The sequence below is a fragment of the Exiguobacterium sp. s43 genome (assembly GCF_018617255.1).
GTDB lineage: Bacteria > Bacillota > Bacilli > Exiguobacteriales > Exiguobacteriaceae > Exiguobacterium > Exiguobacterium profundum.
The window spans coordinates 1,068,426-1,090,832 of record NZ_JACSJT010000001.1; the positions used below are offsets into that span (position 1 = coordinate 1,068,426).

General features: G+C 48.0%; 27 protein-coding genes. 18 read left to right on the forward strand and 9 right to left on the reverse strand.

The window, feature by feature from the left end; all coding sequences use genetic code 11:
* Nucleotides 1–31: 31 nt before the first annotated feature.
* On the reverse strand, nt 32–913 hold the full coding sequence (locus KNO79_RS05490; protein ID WP_074036778.1) for a chemotaxis protein CheV: 882 nt from the start codon (nt 911–913) through the stop codon (nt 32–34).
* Nucleotides 914–1,135: 222 nt separating this feature from the next.
* Here KNO79_RS05490 and KNO79_RS05495 point away from each other — a divergent pair, with 222 nt between their 5' ends.
* The 9 genes from KNO79_RS05495 (at nt 1,136) to KNO79_RS05535 (ending at nt 9,430) form a co-directional block, all read left to right on the forward strand.
* A complete protein-coding gene (locus KNO79_RS05495) occupies nt 1,136–2,572 on the forward strand; it encodes an NADP-dependent glyceraldehyde-3-phosphate dehydrogenase (RefSeq protein WP_214690790.1) in 1,437 nt (478 codons plus the stop codon).
* Between the two features lie 108 nt (nt 2,573–2,680).
* Complete coding sequence (locus KNO79_RS05500) at nt 2,681–3,655, forward strand: MBL fold metallo-hydrolase (protein WP_031423403.1); 975 nt, start codon at nt 2,681–2,683, stop codon at nt 3,653–3,655.
* Complete coding sequence (locus tag KNO79_RS05505; RefSeq protein ID WP_214690791.1) at nt 3,652–4,395, forward strand: SDR family NAD(P)-dependent oxidoreductase; 744 nt, start codon at nt 3,652–3,654, stop codon at nt 4,393–4,395. The genes KNO79_RS05500 and KNO79_RS05505 overlap by 4 nt, the downstream gene beginning before the upstream one ends.
* Nucleotides 4,396–4,409: 14 nt before the next feature.
* The gene (locus KNO79_RS05510; RefSeq protein WP_214690792.1) at nt 4,410–5,585 is read left to right on the forward strand and encodes an ABC transporter substrate-binding protein; all 1,176 of its coding nucleotides are present in this window, start codon (nt 4,410–4,412) and stop codon (nt 5,583–5,585) included.
* Nucleotides 5,572–6,345, forward strand: a complete 774-nt coding sequence (locus tag KNO79_RS05515) for an ABC transporter permease subunit (RefSeq protein WP_214690793.1) — start codon at nt 5,572–5,574, stop codon at nt 6,343–6,345. Before KNO79_RS05510 ends, KNO79_RS05515 begins: the two co-directional genes overlap by 14 nt.
* Nucleotides 6,342–7,049 (forward strand): ABC transporter permease subunit, encoded by a 708-nt coding sequence (locus KNO79_RS05520; protein WP_214690794.1) that lies wholly within the window; start codon nt 6,342–6,344, stop codon nt 7,047–7,049. The genes KNO79_RS05515 and KNO79_RS05520 overlap by 4 nt, the downstream gene beginning before the upstream one ends.
* Nucleotides 7,046–7,924, forward strand: coding sequence for an ABC transporter ATP-binding protein (locus KNO79_RS05525; protein ID WP_214690795.1), 879 nt, complete (start codon nt 7,046–7,048; stop codon nt 7,922–7,924). Before KNO79_RS05520 ends, KNO79_RS05525 begins: the two co-directional genes overlap by 4 nt.
* Nucleotide 7,925: 1 nt before the next feature.
* Entirely contained in the window at nt 7,926–8,507 is a 582-nt protein-coding gene (locus tag KNO79_RS05530) for a CDP-alcohol phosphatidyltransferase family protein (RefSeq protein WP_214690796.1), read from the forward strand.
* Nucleotides 8,504–9,430, forward strand: coding sequence for an NAD(P)/FAD-dependent oxidoreductase (locus KNO79_RS05535; protein ID WP_214690797.1), 927 nt, complete (start codon nt 8,504–8,506; stop codon nt 9,428–9,430). Before KNO79_RS05530 ends, KNO79_RS05535 begins: the two co-directional genes overlap by 4 nt.
* A 13-nt stretch (nt 9,431–9,443) precedes the next feature.
* Here KNO79_RS05535 and KNO79_RS05540 read toward each other — a convergent pair whose 3' ends face one another.
* Together KNO79_RS05540 and KNO79_RS05545 are read right to left on the reverse strand one after the other, a co-directional pair.
* Nucleotides 9,444–9,797, reverse strand: coding sequence for a hypothetical protein (locus KNO79_RS05540; protein WP_214690798.1), 354 nt, complete (start codon nt 9,795–9,797; stop codon nt 9,444–9,446).
* Between the two features lie 102 nt (nt 9,798–9,899).
* Entirely contained in the window at nt 9,900–10,214 is a 315-nt protein-coding gene (locus tag KNO79_RS05545; RefSeq protein WP_012726511.1) for a thioredoxin family protein, read from the reverse strand.
* A 123-nt stretch (nt 10,215–10,337) separates the two neighbouring features.
* Here KNO79_RS05545 and KNO79_RS05550 point away from each other — a divergent pair, with 123 nt between their 5' ends.
* Nucleotides 10,338–10,886, forward strand: coding sequence for a PadR family transcriptional regulator (locus KNO79_RS05550; RefSeq protein ID WP_084543069.1), 549 nt, complete (start codon nt 10,338–10,340; stop codon nt 10,884–10,886).
* A 5-nt stretch (nt 10,887–10,891) separates the two neighbouring features.
* Here KNO79_RS05550 and KNO79_RS05555 read toward each other — a convergent pair whose 3' ends face one another.
* Nucleotides 10,892–11,722 carry an aldo/keto reductase gene (locus KNO79_RS05555; RefSeq protein WP_214690799.1) on the reverse strand — a complete coding sequence of 277 codons (831 nt, stop codon included), beginning with the start codon at nt 11,720–11,722 and terminating at the stop codon, nt 10,892–10,894.
* Nucleotides 11,723–11,794: 72 nt separating this feature from the next.
* On the opposite strand from KNO79_RS05555, the gene KNO79_RS05560 reads away from it, so the two are divergent.
* Nucleotides 11,795–12,325 carry an NUDIX domain-containing protein gene (locus KNO79_RS05560; RefSeq protein WP_214690800.1) on the forward strand — a complete coding sequence of 177 codons (531 nt, stop codon included), beginning with the start codon at nt 11,795–11,797 and terminating at the stop codon, nt 12,323–12,325.
* 112 nt (nt 12,326–12,437) lie between these two features.
* Nucleotides 12,438–12,917 (forward strand): ferric iron uptake transcriptional regulator, encoded by a 480-nt coding sequence (fur, locus tag KNO79_RS05565; protein ID WP_012726507.1) that lies wholly within the window; start codon nt 12,438–12,440, stop codon nt 12,915–12,917.
* Between the two features lie 42 nt (nt 12,918–12,959).
* On the opposite strand, the gene KNO79_RS05570 is transcribed toward fur, so the two are convergent.
* From KNO79_RS05570 to KNO79_RS05585, 4 genes are read right to left on the reverse strand one after another with little or no spacing between them, the layout of a single operon-like run.
* Nucleotides 12,960–13,796, reverse strand: a complete 837-nt coding sequence (locus KNO79_RS05570; protein WP_214690801.1) for a Cof-type HAD-IIB family hydrolase — start codon at nt 13,794–13,796, stop codon at nt 12,960–12,962.
* Nucleotides 13,797–13,815: 19 nt separating this feature from the next.
* On the reverse strand, nt 13,816–14,196 hold the full coding sequence (locus KNO79_RS05575) for a VOC family protein (protein ID WP_074036798.1): 381 nt from the start codon (nt 14,194–14,196) through the stop codon (nt 13,816–13,818).
* Nucleotides 14,193–15,362, reverse strand: coding sequence for an MFS transporter (locus KNO79_RS05580; protein ID WP_074036800.1), 1,170 nt, complete (start codon nt 15,360–15,362; stop codon nt 14,193–14,195). Before KNO79_RS05580 ends, KNO79_RS05575 begins: the two co-directional genes overlap by 4 nt.
* The gene (locus KNO79_RS05585; RefSeq protein ID WP_214690802.1) at nt 15,359–16,369 is read right to left on the reverse strand and encodes an ROK family protein; all 1,011 of its coding nucleotides are present in this window, start codon (nt 16,367–16,369) and stop codon (nt 15,359–15,361) included. Before KNO79_RS05585 ends, KNO79_RS05580 begins: the two co-directional genes overlap by 4 nt.
* 226 nt (nt 16,370–16,595) lie before the next feature.
* On the opposite strand from KNO79_RS05585, the gene xerD reads away from it, so the two are divergent.
* From xerD to KNO79_RS05615, 6 genes are all read left to right on the forward strand, one after another.
* Nucleotides 16,596–17,480 carry a site-specific tyrosine recombinase XerD gene (gene xerD / locus KNO79_RS05590; protein ID WP_167365518.1) on the forward strand — a complete coding sequence of 295 codons (885 nt, stop codon included), beginning with the start codon at nt 16,596–16,598 and terminating at the stop codon, nt 17,478–17,480.
* A gap of 23 nt (nt 17,481–17,503) precedes the next feature.
* On the forward strand, nt 17,504–18,670 hold the full coding sequence (deoB, locus tag KNO79_RS05595; RefSeq protein WP_196430830.1) for a phosphopentomutase: 1,167 nt from the start codon (nt 17,504–17,506) through the stop codon (nt 18,668–18,670).
* Between the two features lie 13 nt (nt 18,671–18,683).
* Nucleotides 18,684–19,493: a purine-nucleoside phosphorylase gene (locus KNO79_RS05600; protein ID WP_012726501.1), complete on the forward strand. Its 810-nt coding sequence runs from the start codon at nt 18,684–18,686 to the stop codon at nt 19,491–19,493.
* 28 nt (nt 19,494–19,521) lie between these two features.
* Complete coding sequence (locus KNO79_RS05605; protein WP_074036810.1) at nt 19,522–20,823, forward strand: pyrimidine-nucleoside phosphorylase; 1,302 nt, start codon at nt 19,522–19,524, stop codon at nt 20,821–20,823.
* A gap of 114 nt (nt 20,824–20,937) precedes the next feature.
* Nucleotides 20,938–21,378 (forward strand): peptidylprolyl isomerase, encoded by a 441-nt coding sequence (locus tag KNO79_RS05610; RefSeq protein ID WP_074036812.1) that lies wholly within the window; start codon nt 20,938–20,940, stop codon nt 21,376–21,378.
* Nucleotides 21,379–21,467: 89 nt separating this feature from the next.
* The gene (locus KNO79_RS05615; protein ID WP_074036814.1) at nt 21,468–21,824 is read left to right on the forward strand and encodes a GCN5 family acetyltransferase; all 357 of its coding nucleotides are present in this window, start codon (nt 21,468–21,470) and stop codon (nt 21,822–21,824) included.
* Between the two features lie 54 nt (nt 21,825–21,878).
* Here the strand turns inward: KNO79_RS05615 and KNO79_RS05620 are convergent, their stop codons facing one another.
* Nucleotides 21,879–22,361 (reverse strand): DUF309 domain-containing protein, encoded by a 483-nt coding sequence (locus KNO79_RS05620; RefSeq protein WP_214690803.1) that lies wholly within the window; start codon nt 22,359–22,361, stop codon nt 21,879–21,881.
* Nucleotides 22,362–22,407: the final 46 nt, after the last annotated feature.

The window sequence follows — 22,407 nt, forward strand, 5'->3', positions numbered from 1 at the left end:
GTTTGCGACGGAGAAGTCGCAAACTTTTTTATTATCCTACAAATTCATCGAGCGTCGCAATCAACATTCCGATTTCTGGTTTCGTGATTTGAGCGTTCGCACCGACGGCTTCCCCTTTATGTTTCAAGTCATCTGAAATGAGTGACGAGAAGATGATGATTGGAAGTGTTGCGTATTGGTCCATCTCACGAAGACGCTTCGTCAAATGAAGTCCATCCATCTGTGGCATCTCAATGTCGGTGATGAGGAGGTCACACTCGGCACCTTCTTGTTCAAACGCATCGAGTGCCTCTTTCCCGTTATTGAAGACAGTCGTATTGAAGTACCCCGCGTCATCCAACGTGTCGAGAATCAATGTGCGGAGCATTTCTGAATCTTCAGCTAACCAAATGTTTTTGTTCGAGCGCTCACGAGCGCCGAGTCGCTTCACAGATTCGCGAGCCATGATGTCCTTACGTGACAACTCGAGCGCGATTCGCTCATAATCGAGCAAGATGATCATCTGGTCACCTGTTTTGACGACACCGTTTGTAATGCCTTGAACACCACGTGCGAGATCGGACGGGGTATCAATTTGTTCCCAAGAGATGCGTTTGATCTCGGTTACCTGGTCGACACGAAGAACCGACTTCTCACCGTTGAACTCACAGACAATCAAACGATCATCACTTCCGACTTCACGCGGATGGCTGATGACCATCGGAAGGTCGATGACGGTCATGACTTCACCGCGCAGCTCGATTAATCCCATGATGGCTTCAGGCGTACCTGGGAGTGGCGTCAATGGAAGCATCGTGATAATTTCACGTACTTTCATGACATTGATGCCGAACAAGAACGGTCCAGCTTGGAAAATGACGATTTCAAGTTCGTTCGTTCCTGCTTCAAGTAAAATATTATGATCAGTGCTCAATGGTAGTCCCTCCTATTTCACGTACTCTCATCTTTACTATCGGTATCCAATCGATAAATCTACAGTAAAAATAGTGTCAACTCTCATCAGAATTCACAAAAAGTTTCATAGTAACCGTTTACATCTCATAAACTGAATCGTTATAGTTGTCCAATGCAAAAAAATCTGCATACAATGGGGTTGGCAACGAGATATTACAGCTTACTCAGGAGGCAGATAGAGATGATGAGTATGAACACATATCCATATTTATTGAATGGTCAATGGCAGGAATCTTCAAGCAACGAAACGATTGAACTCGTTTCACCATATAAAGACGAAGTCGTAGGTCGCGTTCAAGCGATGTCACGCGATGAAGTCGATGAAGCCATCCATGGCGCAAAACGTGCACAACAAGAATGGGCGGCGCTTCCGGTCAACAAGCGCGCTGAATTATTGTATGCATGGGCAGAAAAACTCGAAGAACGCGTGGATGAGATTGGTCAAATCATCATGCGAGAAGTCGGGAAAAACTTGAACGACGCGAAGAAGGAAGTCGTACGGACGGCGGAAATCATTCGTTATACGGCAGAAGAAGGAATTCGCTTCAATGGCGGCTTCATGCAAGGCGATTCATTCCCAGGTGGCTCGAAAAACAAGATGGCCATCATCAAGAAAGAAGCGCTCGGTGTCATCCTCGCGATTTCACCGTTCAACTACCCGGTAAACTTGGCAGCTGCTAAGATTGCGCCGGCGCTCGTCACAGGAAATGCGGTAGTCTTCAAACCAGCGACGCAAGGTGCAATCAGTGGGATCAAGATGGTCGAGGCTCTTCACGATGCCGGTCTTCCAAAAGGTCTGTTGAACCTCGTGACAGGTCGCGGTTCGGTCATCGGTGACTACTTGACATCACACCCAGGGATCGACATGATCACGTTCACAGGTGGAACGGGTACGGGTCAACATTTGTCACAACAAGCGTCGATGGTACCGGTCGTACTCGAACTCGGCGGGAAAGACCCAGCCCTCGTTTTAGAGGATGCAGACTTGACGTTAGCAGCTGACCAAATTGTCAGCGGAGCGTTCTCATATTCAGGTCAACGTTGTACAGCAATCAAGCGCGTCTTCGTCCTTGAAAATCAAGCGGATGAGCTCGTCGATATGTTGAAAGAACGTGTCGCAAAACTTTCAGTCGGTTCACCGGAAGAGAACAGCTTCATCGTTCCTTTAGTTGATGCGAAGACGACGGATTATGTACAGGGTTTGATTGACGACGCCGTCAATAAAAAGGCAACGGTCGTTTACGGTAATAAGCGTGAAGGAAACTTGCTTCACCCGACATTGCTTGATCATGTGACGACAGATATGCGTGTCGCATGGGAAGAACCGTTCGGACCGGTCCTCCCGGTCATCCGTGTGAAATCACTCGACGAGATGATCGCACTCACGAATGAATCGGAGTTTGGTCTTCAGGCGAGCGTCTTCACACAAAACGTCAATAGCGCCTTCACGGTCGCTGATAAGTTAGAAGTCGGTACGGTCCAAGTGAACGGACGGACAGAACGCGGTCCAGACCACTTCCCATTCATCGGTGTCAAGCAATCGGGACTCGGCGTTCAAGGAATCGGACGTAGCCTTGAGACGATGACACGTGATAAAGTGACGGTCATCAACCTATAATATGAATCATTCATGAGGGAGAGACATCTCCCTCTTTTTTGTTTGATTGAAAACGCATCTTTCAGACGGGTATAATGGAGAAAGACAGGAAGAAGGGGTGGTGATGACATGGCGGACTGGATTTCTAGCCAACTGGCAAGACTCGATATCCCGACACCGTTCGAAGTCGGGAACGTGAACGTATATATCGTTGAACATATGAACCGCTTCTTCATGGTCGATTGTGGACCAGACACAGAAGAGGCGTGGACCTCGTTGAACCGTCAACTTGAAGAGCTTGAACTCTCGTTGGCGGATATCGACTTTTTATTTTTGACACATCATCATGCTGATCATGCCGGACAAGCATGGCGTCTTCGCGACGCATCCATCCCCGTGTACGGGCATGAAAAGCTCGTTCGATACTTAGAGCAAACCCCAAACTTTTTGAAGCGTGGCAATCACTTTTTACATGAATTGGCCGTCTCTTTCGGGGCCCCGGCTCCACTCGTGGAAAAATTACCAGACTATCGCGAAGCGCTTCGCTGGATTGGTCCGACGACTGTCACGATGACGTTTGGGGACGGGCAAGCATTGACCTCGGATGGGGCGTGGCAGACGATCCATTTACCTGGACACGCCAGTGACCAGCTCGGGTTGATTGGTCCCGGAGGAGTCTTGATTGCCGGAGATCACCTCATCGACAAGGTCGAACCAAATCCGCTCATCGAACAGCCGTATGATGACGAAGGATTTGCATCACCCGTCATTCTCTATATCGATTCGCTTAAAAAATTACGCGGGATTGATTTAAAGCTCGTCGTCAGTGGACACGGTGAACCGATTCACCATCCGAATGATTTAATCGAGAGTCGGATTCGCCAACGGTATGAGCGCAGTGAACAATTGCTTGCCGAATGGGAAGATGGACTTAGCGTTTTTGATTGGTCAATGAAGTTATATGGACGAAAGATGCGACGTGGGATGCCGCTCGTCTTCAGTGAAGTGTTTGCACGACTCAGTTTACTCGAGGAACGTGGCGACATCGAGAGACGTCGAGATGATCAAAAATGGATTTATACGAAGAAAGAAGTGATGTCGTGAAACGAGTAGTCATTACTGGTGCGTCAAGCGGGCTCGGTGCCGCATTGGCGCATTCTTTTTATGAATATGGATACAACGTATTGTTGATTGGAAGAAATGAAGAACGGTTAAAAAAGATTGCCGCAACATGTGAAGGGGATTGGATGTGCGCGGATGTCGCAAAGTCAACCGCTCTCGTTCATGATGTGAGCGAACGGTTCGGGAAATTTGACGTATGGGTCAACAATGCAGGCATGGCCGAATTTGATTTTGTGACCGATCAGTCGACGGATGTGATAGAAGAAACGATGCGTGTGAACGCTCTCGCACCGATGCTGTTATCGCGAGATGTCGCCCGCGTGATGGAGCGAGAGGGTATCATCGTCAACATCTGTTCACAGGCTGCAAAAGTACCGACACCTAAGTCAGCCGTCTACGCAGGGTCAAAGGCGGCACTTTTACAGTTTTCGAACGCGCTCAGGCTAGAGTTGAAGCCCCGTGGCATTCACGTCATGACGGTCAATCCAGGACCGATTGCAACGCCTTTCTTTAATCGAGCTGATAAAAGTGGTACATATGCTGAAAGTGTTCAAAGGATCATGCTTGACCCGAAACGATTGGCTGAGGCGATTGTCAGAGGAAGTCGTAAGCGAAAACGTGAAATCAATGCGCCGTGGTGGATGAACGTAGGGGCGAATGTGTATGCAATCTGTCCAACCATGTTCGAAATGCTCGCAAAACGGGGATTTGAGAAAAAGTAAAAAGGGGGATTAAGATGAGGAAATGGAGAGTACTGCTCGCAACTGTCATGCTCACATTCGTGGCAGCGTGTGGGAGTGAACAGGCAGTTGAGTTTTCGGACTCGTTTGAAAAAGCAGCGACGACGGCAGAAGGGTCGACCGTCAACCTATATATGTGGGGTGGGGACGAGGGCATCAACAGCTACATCGATGACTACGTGGCACCTCGCCTCGAGGAATCTTACAATGTCGAATTGAACCGTGTCGCAATGGATACGGCAGAATTCATTCGACAATTATCACTCGATAAAAAAGCGGACAGACAAGTCGGGACGATTGATGCCGTCTGGATCAATGGCGATAATTTCCGAAATGCGAAAGAGGCTGGTCTTCTTCGAGACGGACTGATGGAACGTGTCCCGAACGCCGAGTTATTAAACGAAACGGCCCAGCAATCAGATGCCGGCACCCCGACAGAGGACTTGGAGCTCGCATGGGGGAATGTACAATTCATCATGCATTACGATGCTTCGAAAGTGGACAATCCTCCTCAATCGTTTGAAGAATTACGTCGCTGGACTGAAGACAATCCAGGTCGATTCACGTATCCTGAAGTCACAGATTTCACCGGGAATGCCTTCGTCCGCCATCTATTGTATGAACGATACGGTGACGAGTTGGACCAAAAAGCGACCATTGAGGATTCGTTCTGGGATGACTTGAAAGCGTGGTCTCCGAATTTGTGGAAAGACGGACAAACGTATCCAAAGACGCTCGAACAACTCGATCAGCTCTATGCATCGGGAGAAGTTTGGATGACGATGGGATTCAACGAACGTCGAGCCGAGGCGGAAGTGACGGAAGGGATCTTCCCGAAAGAGACACGCGCGCTCGTCCTCGATCACTCCATTGCCTCGACACACTTTTTAGCAGTCCCATTCAATGCCCCGAATCCAGATGGGGCGTTAGTCCTTCTTCAAGAACTGTTGTCTCCTGAAGCACAGCTTGTCAAACAAGGACCAGAATATTGGGGAGACGGCACATCACTCGACTTAACGAAGCTTGACGTGAATGACCAACGAGCGTTTGAAGAATTAGGGGAGGGTGTCACGTACCCAGATTCGGAGCAGTTACTCGAACGTTCGATTCCGGATTATGGACCGAACGTGATTGACACCGTCCGCGAGGAGTGGCCACGTGTTGCGAAGTAGTGTCGCAGTGACGATCATGGTGTCGCTTCTTCCGCTCACTGCTCTCATCTTTCTCGCCATAGAGTCAATGGGAACGGATTGGGGCTCGCTTTTAACAGATGAGACGTGGCGCGATAGTTTCGTCACGACGCTTTATGTCGTCAGCGTATCGACCGGTCTATCGCTTGTAATCGGGACGTGGCTTGCAAGAACGGTCGTCCAAAAAGGTTGGCGTTTCCTATCATCTGTACTCCGACTTCCGATGTTTGTCCCTCACATTGCCGCTGCATACCTGTTTTGGTTATTGTTCACCGGAACGAACGGCATCGGATGGATTGAGGCGAACGAACGAAACTATGTCACGGTCATCCTGACCTATATATGGAAGGAGACACCGTTCGTCTTTTTAATGATGCTCGGGACATATGAGCAATTGAATCGGGGTTACGTCGAGATGGCGAAGACGCTCCAACTCTCTCCGTTTGACCAATTCAAACATGGGGAGTTGCCGTTTCTGATGAAACCATTACTCGATTCGGCATGGATTTTAATCGCCTTTATCTCGTTCGCATACGAGGTCCCGGCATTGCTCGGCGTGACTTACCCGAAACTCATCGGTGTCCTCGCGTATGAACGACTGTCGACTGGACTCTATTTAGAGGCGACAGAGCCTTATGCGGTCGCCCTCGTCTGGACATGTCTTGTCGGAATCGGCGTATTCCTATCTTACGTATTGACCGCATCCATACGACGACGAATTGAACGTGGGGTGAGACGATGATTCGACAAGGGCTTCTCATCTGTTTGACGTTCATACCGTTTATCAGCCTCTTTTTCGTAGTCCCGACATTTGAAATCGAGAACAACATGGCAATCGTTCATACGATAGGATTGATTGTGATTTTATCTGGGATCAATGTGTGGCTCTCGATGATGTGTGCCTGGTGGCTATTGTGGACAGATTCTAGATGGAAACATGTCATCGAATGGCTCGTCTTTTTACCATTGTTCATTCCGATGCTGGCCACATTGTTTGGCCTCTATCTGATTTTGGCGGAAGCTGGTCTGATTGGGACGTATGTCGGCGTCACCCTTGCCCTGCTCGTCGTGACGATTCCCTATTCAATCCGCCTCGCCTACAACGGAATGGCGGTCATCGGTCGACCACTTTTGGAACAAGCTCGGATTCTGCCATCGAGACGGCGAGTCATGTACGTGCTGTATCCGCTCTTTTCTAGATTGATGCGGACCATCGCGTTGTTCACGACCGTCATTTTTCTCAGTCAATTTGCGCTGATCCAGTTGATTGGTGCGGGATTGATTCCGACCGTGACGACAGAATTGTATCAATCTTATGCGGGAAACAATCGTGGTCTAGCTCTCTCGAACACATGGATGCTCATCCTATTCCCCGTTCTCCTCTATTTCCTGCTCTCAGGATGGGATCGGTATATGGTGCGTATGCTGAAAGGACGTCTTCAATGAGTTTGAATGTACAAAATCTATATAAACAATTTGGAACGAAACAAATACTAAATGGTGTCGACTTCGAGGTTAAACCTCACGACATTCACGCAATCGTCGGTGTGAGTGGTTCAGGGAAATCGACGATTCTACGAATCATCGCAGGTCTTGAGTCGACTGACAGCGGCGACGTGAAATGGAATCACCGTTCTTTAATCCCTGTCCCTGCGCATAAACGGCGCGTGACGATGCTATCGCAAACGGCTTTATTGTTCCCACATTTGACAGTCGGAGAGAATGTCGCGCTCGTGACTCGAGAGCGTTCTCGTAAGCAAGCCGAACATTGGTTACGAGTCGTTCAACTCGGTGACCGATATGATGCCGAGATACACGAACTGTCTGGTGGCGAACAACAACGGGTCAGTCTTGCCCGAGCTTTAGCTGCTGAACCAGAACTACTGTTATTAGATGAACCCTTTACAAACCTTGATCCCAAACTCAAGCTCGACTTGCAGCGTTTTATCCGGGACTTAGTGAAAGAACTCAACTTGACGGCGGTATTGGTCACTCATGATCGGGAAGAAGCGATGCTCATGGCAGACCAGGTGACGCTGATTGATGAAGGCAAGGTGACACGTACGGGGACGGTTGCGGAGTTATACGATACGGCCCCTGGATTTGGTGACTTTGTCATGCTCGATGGAGAACTGCGACCGTTGTCTGAAGTGGAGGTATCCGAAGCGACTGGTGTGTCGGTTCAGTTGATGAAGAAAATTTATCGATTCGGTCAATGTTTCGGGGAATATCAGTTCAAGGATGGACGATCCGTCATGTTACCGACGTGTGAAACGTACCAAACTGGAATGATTTATCGAATTAAACGAAAGGAGGAATAGTATGCTCGATACTTACGGAAGTCGTTACGTTCAACCGGTCATCGAACGTGGAGCGAATCGATTGCTCAAATGGAATTTCACGCCGAACGAAGTGACAGTACTTGGAGGAATCATCGGAATCTCGACCGGAATCTTTATCTATAATGATATGCACTGGACTGCCGTCATCTTACTGTGGCTATCTGGCTTGTTTGATGTTTTAGATGGGACGATGGCTCGAAAGTCGAAAACGAGTGGGTTTGGAACGGTGCTTGACCTCGTCCTGGACCGATTCGTCGAATTGTCGGTCGTGATTGCCCTTGCCCTTCGTTACCCGGAATATATGCCTATTTTTCTCATTCTGATTGCTTCATTTGTGATCGCCATGACACTGTTCCTAGCTGTCGGTGCGAGTAGTTCAAAGCGCTCAGAGAAGACGTTTTACTATCAGCCAGGAATTATCGAGCGAACAGAGTGCTTCATTTTGTTCACGTTGATGATTCTCTTCCCGAACTGGGTCGGCGGGGTTGCTCTTATCTTTTTATTGCTTGAAGTCATGACAATCACACAACGATTCATTGAGGCGCGGAGGATTTTGCGATGAAACCGAAGTTGGTGTTGGCCGGACTTGGACACGGACAGCTAGAAATTCTCGATCGTATTGAGGAGATATGCAAACATTATGATGTTCGCTTCATTGGAGACTGCCAGACGATTTATACAGGTGCGTTTCCACAAGTGATTGCCGGGCTCATGGATTCAGCTACGGTCCGATCACCTCAACTAGAGCCGGTCGCAAAGCGGGTGCTCTCGATTGACCCGATTCAGCAGACGGTTCAAACAGAAAACGGAATGTTTGAATACGATCAACTCGTTTTAGCCACCGGTGCGAAAAGTCGGGGAATCGGCACGCCACTTAAACCGATGTCACAAGCTTTACTCGACCAAATCGAATCGAGTTCACAAGTGACCATCGTCGGAGGCGGGAAGGCCGGCGTAGAATTGGCGTTCACGTGTGCTCGCACAAAAAATGTGACACTGTATGCAAAAGAGATATTACCAGACGTCTCGGTCCATACTAGAAAGCACATCGAGCGATTGTTGGTCAGAACAGGGGTCATGGTCGTCAAACAGGCGTTTCATGGCGACGCATCGGAAGGGCTTTTATTGGATGCGACGGGGGTTGTTCCCGTGGAATGGTGGACTGAATCAGGGCTTGCAAAACCTGAGAGTTTTATAGAGGTAGACAAATATTTACGTCATCATCATTTTACAAATATATATGTAACAGGAGATATGGCATCCTCCTTAAATGGAGGCGTCGATGCTGTTAGGTCAGGGCGCTATGTCGGCAAACGGTTACTCGAGGAAACAAGTCGACCATTTCGGAGACGTCAATCGATGAATATCTTACTGACGACACCAGGGCGCGCCTTGCTAACATATGGAAAGTTTACATGGCATGGTCGGATTCCATCTTATATGAAGCGGTGGATTGACTCGCGGTATGTTCGGCATTACAAGTAGTCGGAGGTTCACGTTATTCGCTTAAAAGATGACCAATCACGTCGTTCGATTCCGATTCAACGAGTACTTGTGGAATCTCGACCGTACGCTGTGGATCAGGGGGGAACGTGACGAGCCAGGCACGTGTTCCTTCAAACCGATCATCGACTAAGTCATAACGATCATCGACTGTAATGGATTGAATCGTAGCCTGTTTCCCGTTTTCATCGGTTGGTAGCCAATTCTTATTGTGTAGATAGGTAACAGCACTTTTTATGATAGCCGTCTCGTCATCAGACGGCATGGATGATGACGTGGATGGTTGTATGCAGCCGACCAACATCAACATGGTAAAACAGAGTGGAGTGAAAAGGCGTGTAAACGTCATGATTGTTTCCCTTTCTCATTTGGTTATTTCTTACAGTATAATCGAGGATGACAGAGGTGTGTACAAAAAAATCCTGCAGTCGAATGGGCTGCAGGAATCAGGTCATGCTTGGATCGTATCGAGGAAAGAACGGATTTGCATCTCCGTCTTGGCGTTCGCCGAGTGGAGGTGTTCTTGTTTTACCCCGTCTTTATAGTAAAGAAGTGAAGGGATGCCGCGAACTTCTTGTGCATCAGATAGCTCTGGGAGTTCGTCGCGGTCGACGACGTGCCAGTTAAATTGTGGATAGTCTTTGACAAGCTCATCGACATACATGTCCAGACGTTTACAGTCCGGGCACCATGATGTAGTGAAGACCACCATTCCATGATCTTTTGTGGCTTCGTCAAATTGTTGTGATGAATGAATCGGTTGCATAGACAACTCTCCTTTCTTCTATCTATTTTGTCGGGTTTTTAACGGGTCGTCAACAGATTGGCATTCTCGAAACCATTTGAGAATGTGATACACTATTAAAAATAGCATGAGAAGGAAAAGGTGATGGATATGGCGTTACGTCACGCATTGCTCGGGTTATTGACCCATCAGCCTGCGACCGGGTACGCCTTGAACGCGACGTTCAAGGCGCAGATGATTCATTTTTGGAACGCCCATCATACACAGATTTATCGGGAACTGTTAAAGATGGAAGAAGAGGCACTCGTTTCGGCGGAACATGTCTCTCAACAAGAGTTGCCAGACAAAAAAATATACTCCATCACGGATCGAGGACGAGAAGAGTTAATCAATTGGTTACGTCAACCAACGTCGTTCCAACCGAAAATGAAGGATGAAAACCTCCTGCGTGTCAGTCTGCTCCAATTGTTGCCGGTTGAAGAAGCGGTCCGATATATCGAAGAGACAAAGGCACACCATGAGCAGGTCGCACAACAGATTCGTATGTTTCAAGAAGAACATCAATCGGACGAGGATACACTTGGCTATTTGCTGACGAGCGAGTATGCGATCCGAATGATGGAGAACTATGCCGGATGGGCGGATTGGGCGATCGAACAGATTCAAGCACGCAACGAAAAACACGTGACCTGAGCGGATCAGGTCACGTGTTTTGTGTATGGGTGAACCGGTAAACGAGCGAGTAAGCGATCAAGCACTTCATCATCGGTTTTGGTCTCAAATGAACGAATCGTTTCGTTCAATTGCTTGACTGAAGAGGCGCCTGGTAAGACGACGTCACAGAACCGTTTTGCAGCTTCGAGTGCATAGGCTTGAATCGGTGTCGGCATCATCGCCAATTCACTTGCGAGTTCCTCTTTTCGCCACGTCTCAAATCCCTTATCTCCGAGACGAGTCTCCCATTCATCCGTTAATAGGCCTTTGGCAAGAACCCCTCGACCGACGATGGGGATTGAAATGTTGAGCGTCTCTGCCCGGCGGTCGAGTAGGGAATACGGTGTCATGAGAACATCGAGGGCACCGGATTTGACCCAATGGTTGATGACGTTCGGACGAATCGACGAGAGTCCGATTTGTCGGATTAGACCATCTCGTTTTTGTTTTTGTGCCCATTCAATCGTTGCGTCGAGGTCATCCTCGAGCGTGCCGCCATGTATATAATATAAATCCAGATAATCGGTTTTCAATCGCTCGAGCGATCCGTGCAATGCTTCCTCTAAATAGAACGGATCAGGATTCCAACGCATGCCCTCCTCAGTCAATTCATTGCCACCTTTACTCGCCAAAAACAAGTGTTGTCGCTCTTGACCCAACGTTTCCCCAATCACACGCTCGACAGCTTGTCGTTCATAGACGTCTGCCGTATCGATATGGCGAATCCCCGATTGAATGGCCGTTTCCAGGATATTCTTTGCCTCTTTCTCCCCATGTTTCAAAATCGTCATCGTTCCGAGTCCGAGTTCACTCATTTGGATTCCTCCTTGTTCGAAATGTAGGTTTGACTCATAATCAGAGTATATCGAAAAGTGAGGAGTAATCATATGGAAGAAAAAACGATTGAGCGGGAAGTCATTTATCAAGGCAAAATCTTCGATGTGGAAAAGCATGTCGTTTCCCTTCCGAACGGAAACACGTCTGTACGTGAACTCGTCTATCATAACGGAGCCGTCGCTGTACTCGTCATTGATGAATCGGACAACATCGTCATGGTGGAGCAGTACCGAAAAGCGTTTGAATCGATGTCGCTTGAGATTCCAGCCGGTAAGTTGGAAAAAGGCGAAGAGCCGATGGCGAGTGCCGAGCGCGAGCTCGAAGAGGAGACGGGCTACACGGCGGAATCGCTTGAAAAGATTTTTTCTTTCTACGGGGCACCTGGGTTCTGCAGTGAGCGGGTCGATGTATATGTCGCAAAAGGGTTATCTGCCGGTGAGATGAATTTAGACGAAGATGAATTTTTAAATGTGAAACGATACTCATTTGATAAAGCCGTCGATTTACTGGACCGAGGCATCATTACCGACGCCAAGACAATTATGGCAATCCAATGGTGGCAATTGTCTAGATTGAAATAATTCTAATCTAAGTACTTATATGATAAACTTACATAGTAATGATTTTAAATTGAAAATTGAGTAAAACTTCGGTATGCTTTCAGTAGTGAACTATGTAAAGAGGGGGCGCCTTATGGAAACGCGAATTGAACGAATTAAACAGCAATTGAGCGCCAAAGGATATAAATTAACACCACAACGTGAATCGACGGTACGTATCTTACTTGAGAATGAGAGTGACCATTTAAGTGCGGAGAACGTCTTCATGCTCGTGAAAAGCATCGCACCAGAAATTGGACTCGCAACGGTTTATCGCACATTAGAATTATTGACAGAGCTCGGCGTGGTCGATAAAGTCAACTTCGGTGACGGAGTTGCACGCTTTGACTTACGTCCAGAAGGGGCGAACCATTCGCACCACCATCTCGTCTGTGTCGAATGCGGCTCGGTCGAGGAAATCATGGAAGACTTGCTCGTCGATGTTGAGAAAAAAGTCGAGAGTAAATACGAATTTTTGATTAAAGACCATCGCTTGACGTTTCACGGTATCTGTAAAGTATGCCAAGCAAAAGGCGTCACACTCGAAGGTCATAAAGCAGTCATCAACGGTTAATGCAGAAAGGACAGACGACCCCAACAGGTCATCTGTCCTTTTTCAATGTGTGATATATCGCTCAAGAATCTTCGAAATCCCATCGTCGTTGTTTGATGTCGTGACCTCACTCGCAATGTCGATCAATGCATCGACGGCATTTCCCATGGCAATCCCAATTCCTGCGTATTCAATGATTGAACGGTCGTTATGACCATCTCCGAAAGCGATGACGCGGTCACGATTGATACACAAGTCCTCGAAGACGTGACGCAGCGCCTTCGCCTTATCAATGCCGAAATCGGTGAATTCATAATACATCGCCGCTGTGAACATACTCGTGACCCGACCTGTGAAAGGGCCAGCTAATGCAGTTGCATTCTCTCGTAAGTATGAAGGCTCGCCAGCAACGAGAATCTTATGGACGGGGAAGTCGATAATCTCGATTAAGTTCGGTTCTTCTCGCAATTGGAACTGACCGCCTCTCGATTCATATTCGATGATGTTAATCAATTTTCCATTCACTTCAAGTTGTCCCTCGAAAACGTCGCGCACATACATATACGTATCATCGTTAATCATTGGGATGACCTCGTAGTGCTCTAAGTGCTTTAAGATTGAGCGAACATCCTCGATTTGCATTGCTTGTTCAAAAAGCGTGTCGCCTGTAGAAGCGTCCGTGACACATGCTCCATTAGAAGAGACAATCAACCCGCCGAACTCGTTCAATTTCAACTCTTGTGCATAGCGAATCATCCCTCGCTTTGGACGTCCTGACGCAAGCACCACTTTGACACCTTGCTCTTGCAATGCAAGTAGCGTGCGCTTCGTCTGTTCCGTGATGATTTTCTCGTCATTTAACAGCGTTCCGTCTAAATCAAGTAAAATTGCCTGGATCATGTGTGTTGTCTCCTTCTGTTTAGATTGTCAATTCGATGATGTTGCCTTCCGGATCAAGGATGACGCTTTCGTAATAACCATCACCGGTCGTCCGTGGACCGTCAACGTGTGTGTATCCATCAAGTTGAAAGCGTTCCGTCAAGGCATCTACCGCGTGTTTACTTCCTAGTGAAAAGGCGAGATGTGCATACCCGGCCGATTCTTTCGGATGTTCTTTAAGGTGAGGTCGTCTCATCAGTTCGAGTCGGCAACGTGAACCTCGAAACGTTAAAAAGTACGATTCAAACTGTTTCTTCTCGTTTTCATATTTATCATTTGACTGTGCATCAAAATAGACTTCGTAAAACCTGCGCATGTTTTCGATATCGTTTACCCAAAGGGCGACATGTTCAATTCTCATATAGAATCCTCCTCTGATGTTCGTCTAATCATTTGATTCAACCGTTCTGTATTGAAGAGCATCCCGGTCATGATTAGGATGATCACAAACGGTAAAAAACGGAGTGAAGTCATAGACACGATTAATCCGAATAACGGGGGGAGAAACGTACTCCCTGAGTAGGCGAATGCCATTTGAAACCCCATCAAACGTTTCGATTGTGCCGAGCCAAACCGATTCGGCGTATCGTGAAGCATACTTGGATAAATCGGAGCCAATCCGAAGCCAATCAGCATCAAGCCGACGAGCATCGTCGCGGAGATTGGGATGAAGAAGAGGATGCTTCCGACAAGGGCGAGTATTTGTCCCATCCGAATCATCTGTTTGTTCGTGAAACGGAACGAGAGGAATCCGCTCACAAACCGTCCAATTGTGATACTACCGTAGTAGATGGACACCCATGCCGCAGCCGTCGCAATGGAAAACTGTTTCATCTGCACAAGATAACTGCTCGTCCATAACCCAATCAACGCTTCGACCCCGCAGTAAAGTAGAAATGTGGCCAATGCATAGGACACTCCGGTCGGTAGCTTGCGATCGAGTGTCGTGACGGCTGTTTCTTGAGGATGTGCAGTGGAATCCTCTTTCTGTTTCCAAAGTGGGAAAGACAACCACAATACGAGAGCTAAACTGAACTGAACGGCGGCGATAATCAAATAGCCGTCACGCCATCCATCCTCTGTTAATACACCCGCCATGACGAGTGGTCCCCCGGTCGCGCCGATTCCCCAAAAGCAGTGTAGCCAGTTCATATGATGTGCTTCGTAATGTTCGGCAACGTAATGATTCAGAGCGGCATCGACGGCACCGGCGCCTAGACCGAGCGGGATGGCGAATACGAATAGCCAACCGATTGAAGGAGCATAGTAGAATCCGAACAGACAGAGCGCTGTGAGTAATGTCGAACCGAACGTGACTTGTTTCGTGTCAAAATGTTTCAATAGTTTACCGCTCAGTAGACTCGAAAGAATCGTTCCACCAGCAATCGTCATAAAAATCCATCCGACCATCGATACGGGTGCGGAGAATTCTTGATGCATAAGTGGCCACCCGACACCGATGAGGGCATCCGGAAGACCAAGGCTGATAAATGCGAGATAGATCACGGCCAACAAAACAATCGTCATACGTCACCTCGCGGAATCGTTTCGAGCATCAATTCAATGCCGAGGCGAGCCAGTCCGGAAAAGTAATCCTCTTCCCATTCCCCAATCCGTAGACGAGGAAGGTGACGAGAGGGAAGATATCGTTCGCATGCGCGGTCGATGTGAGACAGATCGTCAGTAATGAGGTCGACGTCTGAAAAGATGAATGTGTGTGGGTTTAGTGTCGCAGCAAATGTAGCGACGAGCCGTCCTAATGCATCGATTTCTTCTTTTTTCAGAACATGTGGTCCATAAGGCTTGTTTTTTATGCGGTCAAAGAAAGTTGCATCATCATAAAGCGGAAGAAATGAAACTTCACCACTAAACCCGGATTGTCCGCGAGCGACATGTCCATCGAGCAAGATACCAGCACCTGGACCATTCTTTCCGAGGCCGAGATAGACGATGGACTGATGTGTTGTGGTCTCATCTCGTATGGAAAATCCATAGACGGCGGCATTCATATCATTTTCAATGACGACCGGAAGTCCAGTTCGTTCCATCAACCAGTTCTTCAAATCTAAATGCGCCAGTGATGGATATTCTGGGGCGAAAACAATTCGACCCGTATCGACTGCAGCGGCGACGCCGACAGAGATGGCACCGATTTTTATTGTGTGCTCATCGAATGTATCGACGAGTTTGCCTAACGTCTCTAAATGCGTGCCTGAGACTAAAGTTACACCTTCTTCAACATTCTGAGTTTTACAGTCAATCAAGCGATAGTGAATCTCGCTCGCTTCGATATATAGGGTCAGGCAACATCGGAATGTTGGATTGTATTTATAACTTTTTGCGGGTCTTCCTCCTTTTGGGGCAAGTTGACCGTGTTCGATGACTTCACCGTGTTCAATCATGTCATCAATCATCTTCTTAACGGTAGGGAATGAAACGTGTGTGGCCTTACTCAACTCGGAAATTGTCGAAACGTTGTGTAGGGCAATTTGCTTTCGGATGTCGACTAGTAATTCATGTTGTGGATCTTTCATCACGATTCAACTCCTATCCACTTTTTAAAATACTTTAATAAGTTATTTGTAGTATAACGTTTCTCATTTGAAGATGCCAGAAAAATAAGAATTCTGAGATGTATTTTTATCACGTAAACGTTCACAAAAAAGTGAATAAAAAATGAGGTCAGACATCTTCACAACAGTTTACATAAGTGATATGCTGTAAGCGTATTCAGGTGAAACAAGGAAGGAGGAGGGTATGATGCGTTCGCATATCGAGTCATTTCTTCAATACATGACAGTTGAAAAGCGGATGTCCGCGAATACGAGACAGGCGTATGCGAGCGATTTGACGCAGTACGCATCGACCTTGACCCAACTTGGGGTAGAAGAGTGGAATGAAGTGACACGTTCGCATATCGTCAAACATATCGAAGAACTGTCACAGGCGGGGCGTGCCTCGTCCTCATTAAGACGAGCTGTCAGTTCGATCCGGATGTTTCATCATCATCTCAAAATGACCGGAGTCACGACGACCGATCCGTCTCTTTACCTAGAATCTCCAAAAGCAGAAAAGCAACTTCCGGATACATGGTCACAAGCGGAAGTTGAACGTCTGTTGGACAGCGTCCCGACGTCGGACCCGCTCTCGTTACGAGACCGAGCCATGCTTGAATTGCTTTACGGGACAGGGATGCGGGTCAGTGAACTTTTAGGTTTGGATTTGGATGATTTGCAGTTCGAATTGGGGTATCTACAATGTGAAGGGAAAGGCGAGCGCGCAAGAATCATTCCGGTATCCTCGGTTGCCCAAAGTTTTGTCGAGCGTTACATCCAACAAGCTCGTAACGGACTTGGCGGCAGAGAGACCGAAGCGCTCTTTTTAAACGGCAGAGGAGGACGGCTCAGTCGCCAAGGATTTTGGAAGATGATCAAACGACGAGCCAAACTTGCTGGAATTGACAAAGAAATCACACCGCACGTACTCCGTCATTCTTTTGCGACACACCTTCTCGAGAACGGTGCGGATTTACGCGCCATTCAACAGATGCTCGGTCATGCGGATTTAGCGACGACGCAAGTGTATACACACGTCAACAAATCACGATTGCATGATGTGTATCGTAAGCATCACCCTCGTGCCTAGACACCGAAAAGGAGGAATTTTTTGTGAAGAAGTTTAAACGTATTTTCTTAGTCGTCATGGACTCGGTCGGTATCGGTGAAGCACCAGATGCTGAACAGTTCGGTGACAAAGGGGCCGACACGCTCGGGCATATCGCGCGTGAACATAACGGATTGAACATGCCGAACATGGGTAAACTTGGACTTTCGAACATCAAGCCGATTCAAGGCATCGATGCATCGGATGCACCGAGTGCGTATGGTCGCATGGAAGAAATCTCAGCTGGTAAGGATACGATGACAGGACATTGGGAAATCATGGGTCTTCATATCGATACACCATTCCGAGTATTCGAGGAGTTCCCTGATGACTTGATTCACCGCCTCGAAGAGTTCAGCGGACGTAAAATCATCGGGAACAAACCGGCGTCAGGAACAGAAATTTTGGACGAACTCGGTGAAGAGCATGTCGAGACTGGCGCTCTGATTGTCTATACATCAGCCGACTCAGTCCTTCAAATCGCAGCACACGAGGACATCGTGCCGGTTGATGAGTTGTACCGAATCTGCGAATACGCTCGTGAAATCACACGTGAAGATCCATACATGCTCGGACGAATCATCGCTCGCCCGTTCATCGGGACACCAGGAGCATGGGTCCGTACGGCAAACCGTCACGATTACGCCTTGAAACCATTCGGCAAGACCGTCATGAACACGCTTGAGGAAGCTGGGAAAGACGTCATCGCATTAGGGAAAATCAGCGATATTTACGATGGTGAAGGTGTGACAAAAGCGGTCCGCACGAAATCGAACATGGATGGCATGGACAAATTGGTCGAGTCGCTCGAGGAAGACTTCGAAGGGCTCTGCTTCTTGAATTTAGTTGACTTCGACGCATTATTCGGTCATCGTCGTGACCCGGAAGGCTATGCGGTCGCGCTTGAAGAGTATGACGCTCGCTTACCGGAAGTGATGGAGCGCCTTCGTGAAGATGACTTGCTCATCATCACGGCTGACCACGGAAATGACCCTGTTCATGCCGGTACAGATCACACGCGTGAATACGTTCCGCTCATCGTTCATCACAACGGAGCGAAGGCGGTTGATTTAGGCATTCGTGGTACGTTCGCAGATATCGGTGCGACCGTCGCTGACAACTTTAACGTTGCGGCACCATCAAACGGAAAGAGTTTCTTAAACGAAATTTGAGGAGGCAATATTCATGGTAAATTGGAACGAAACAAAAGCGTTTTTGCAGGAGCGTATGGGCAGTACACCAGAAATCGGACTCATTCTAGGGTCGGGACTTGGAGTCCTCGCGGACGAGATTGAGAACCCGGTAGCGATTCCTTATGAGGAGATTCCACACTTCCCGGTATCGACTGTCGAAGGACATGCGGGTCAACTCGTGTTCGGTGAACTTGAAGGAAAACGAGTCGTCGCCATGCAAGGACGGTTCCACTTCTATGAAGGATACTCGATGGAACAAGTGACGTTCCCGGTTCGTGTCCTCAAATTGATCGGTGTCGAGACTCTCATCGTCACAAACGCGGCAGGAGCGTGTAACGAGTCATTCAACCCAGGCGACTTGATGATCATCACAGATCATATTAACTTCTTTGGTACGAGCCCGCTCATCGGGAAGAACGCGAGTGAATTCGGGACACGTTTCCCTGACATGTCAGAAGCGTACGATAAAGAGCTCGTGAAATTGACAGAACGTGTCGCTTCAGACCTTGGACTTTCTGTACAAAAAGGGGTTTACTTCGGTAACACAGGTCCTACGTACGAAACACCAGCTGAAGTCAAAATGGCCCGTCTTCTCGGTGGCGACGTCGTCGGTATGTCGACCGTTCCAGAAGTCATTGTCGCGCGTCATTCGGATATGCGTGTCCTCGGGATCTCGTGTGTCTCGAACATGGCAGCAGGCATCTTAGATCAACCACTCAACCATGAAGAAGTCATCGAAACGACAGAGCGCGTTCGTCAAGACTTCCTCTCTCTCGTACGTGGCACGATTAAAAGCATGTAAGTAACTTAATTTTAGGAGGACGACAGTTATGCGTATGGTCGATTTGATTTTAAAGAAACGTAACGGTGGAGAATTGAACGAAGAGGAGATTCGCTTCGTTGTCGAAGGTTTCACGAACGAATCAATCCCTGACTATCAGATGTCAGCCTTATCGATGGCCATCTACTTCAATGGGATGACTGAAAACGAGACGGCTGCATTGACAATGGAAATGGTGAAGTCTGGTGATACGATTGACCTTTCCAACATCGAAGGGAAAAAAGTTGACAAGCACTCGACGGGCGGCGTCGGGGACAAAATCAGCTTGATCGTGGCACCACTCGTTGCTTCAATCGGCATCCCCGTTGCGAAGATGAGCGGTCGTGGTCTCGGTCACACGGGTGGTACGATTGATAAGCTCGAATCATTCCCGGGGTTCAACGTTGAATTGACGGAAGAACAATTCACGAAACAAGTAAATGATATCAAAATGTCGATCATCGGTCAGACAGGGAACTTGACGCCTGCCGATAAGCGCTTGTATGCGCTCCGCGACGTTACGGCTACGGTCGAATCGATCCCGCTCATCGCAAGTTCAATCATGTCGAAGAAGATTGCAGCAGGCGCGGACAGTATCGTTCTTGACGTCAAGACAGGTTCTGGCGCGTTCATGAAATCGTTTGATGATGCGAAAGCCCTCGCGGAAGAAATGGTCGCAATCGGGAAAAACGTCGGACGTAAGACGGTCGCGGTCATCACAGACATGGACCAACCGCTCGGCTTTGAAATCGGGAACGCGAACGAAGTGAAAGAAGCGATTGAAGTCCTCTCAGGTAAAGAAGTCGAAGATTTGAAAACAATCGCTCTCACGATCGCTGGACATATGGCTGTCCTCGGTGAATTCTATCCAACGTTTGAAGAAGCATATGCCGACCTTGAGAAGCGCATTGCAGATGGACACGCCCTCGAGGTGTTCCGCAAGTTCGTCGAAGCACAAGGTGGCGACGCATCACTCGTCGATGATGTGACGAAATTACCACAAGCTTCATATGAGACGACATTCGTCGCAAAAGAAGCAGGTTATGTCGAGTCGATCATCGCAGACGAAGTAGGTGTTGCGGCGATGCTTCTCGGTGCAGGACGCGCGACAAAAGAAGACAAAATCGACTTTGCGGCAGGCATCACGCTTGAGAAAAAAGTCGGCGACCGTGTCGAGGTAGGCGATGTGATCGCGGTACTCCGTTCGAACATCGAAGACATGTCTTCAGCCATCGAGCGTTTAGACCATGCGTATACGATCGGTGCAACGAAACCAGAGGCCCGTCCACTCGTTCACGCGGTGATTCAATAAGGCAGAACGTCTGTTTCCACAAAAAAGTGGAGACAGACGTGTTTTTTTGATAAGATGGGTAATGTGAGTGTCAAACAGCAGGATACATATTATGAAAAAGGGGTTGCTTGAAACATGAAAAAAGGTTCTATGAAACTTGAAAATGGCGAAATGATTGAATTTGATTTATTCCACGGTGAAGCACCAATCACGGTCGAAAACTTCGAAAAACTTGCGAACAGCGGGTTTTACAACGGATTGACGTTCCACCGTGTCATCCCTGGTTTCGTCAGCCAAGGTGGTTGCCCACAAGGAACTGGAATGGGTGGCGCAGGCTATACGATTCCTTGTGAGACATCGACATCGTTCCCACACAAACACGAAGCGGGTTCACTCTCAATGGCCCACGCAGGTCGTGACACAGGGTCTTCACAGTTCTTCATCGTCCATGAGCCACAACCGCATTTGGATGGTGTCCATACGGTATTCGGTAAAGTGACATCTGGTCTTGAGCATGCCGTCAAACTTCGTCAAGGTACGAAGATGGCAGAAGTGAAGGTTTGGGACGAGAATTGATTTTTGCCTGAAGGGTATGGCACAATGAACCATGTCTCTCACGTGTTCACGTCGTGAAACTTGAATGACAAAAGGTGGTGAACCCAGCAATGCTGGTCAAATATAAACGTTCTTATGAAAAGACGGCGATGGGTCTACTCGCATTCTCATGCAGTGACAAATCTCCGCTAAGCTTGCTTGAACTCGTCCGATCGTATGACGAGGAGGAGTCGAAGTTCCTCTATTTGTGGAAAGTCGGTGAAGACTTCGTTGGTATCATTGGTATGGAGCAACAAGAAACGACAATGGTCATCGACCATATCGCCTTGTCGCCATCATTCCGTGGCGAGAAACGTTCTTACGAGCTTCTAGACGAGGTAAGAAACGTCCTTCCACTTGATTTGACGCTAACCGGTACAGGCAAGACGGGCGATTTATTGGATAAATGGAATCAATTAGTCGTCTGACGATAAAAACCCCTGCAATCACGACCCTGTGACTGCGGGGGTTTTGCATGTGGTTCAGGAATGGCTAGCGGAATTCCTCGCTCGTTGACGTTCGAGAAGGGCAGATTTCCGTTCCATAATCACTTCGCTCCGGTCACGGTGTAGATGTTTATGAACGAGTTCCTCGAACGCCAGGTCCGTCGATGGAAACGTCGATTTTAGGGATTCGACCGTCTCACGGACATCTGATTGCAATGGAAGCGTCGCGCGAAGCGGCCATTCCTCGAGTTGTGCGATGAAGGAGTCGACATCTAGACCGAGTTTATTCAAATAGGGAGAAGCGATGTCAATCTTTCGACGTAAGAGTCGCAAGCTCTTTTTTGCACCGACCAAATTGTCGCGCCGGAGGTGATAGTGGATGACAGCATATTGGATGAGCGCTGCATAGCCGTGGTGACGGCGTCCGTCTGCCTGCCACGCCTCTTCTAATACCTCATGACATTCGAAATAATCGGCATGACATTCAAAAAGCAACGTATAATGAATAAAAGGGGTCATGAATCAATTTTCTCCTTTCGTGTCCACGGTGTTATAAAACATGTTA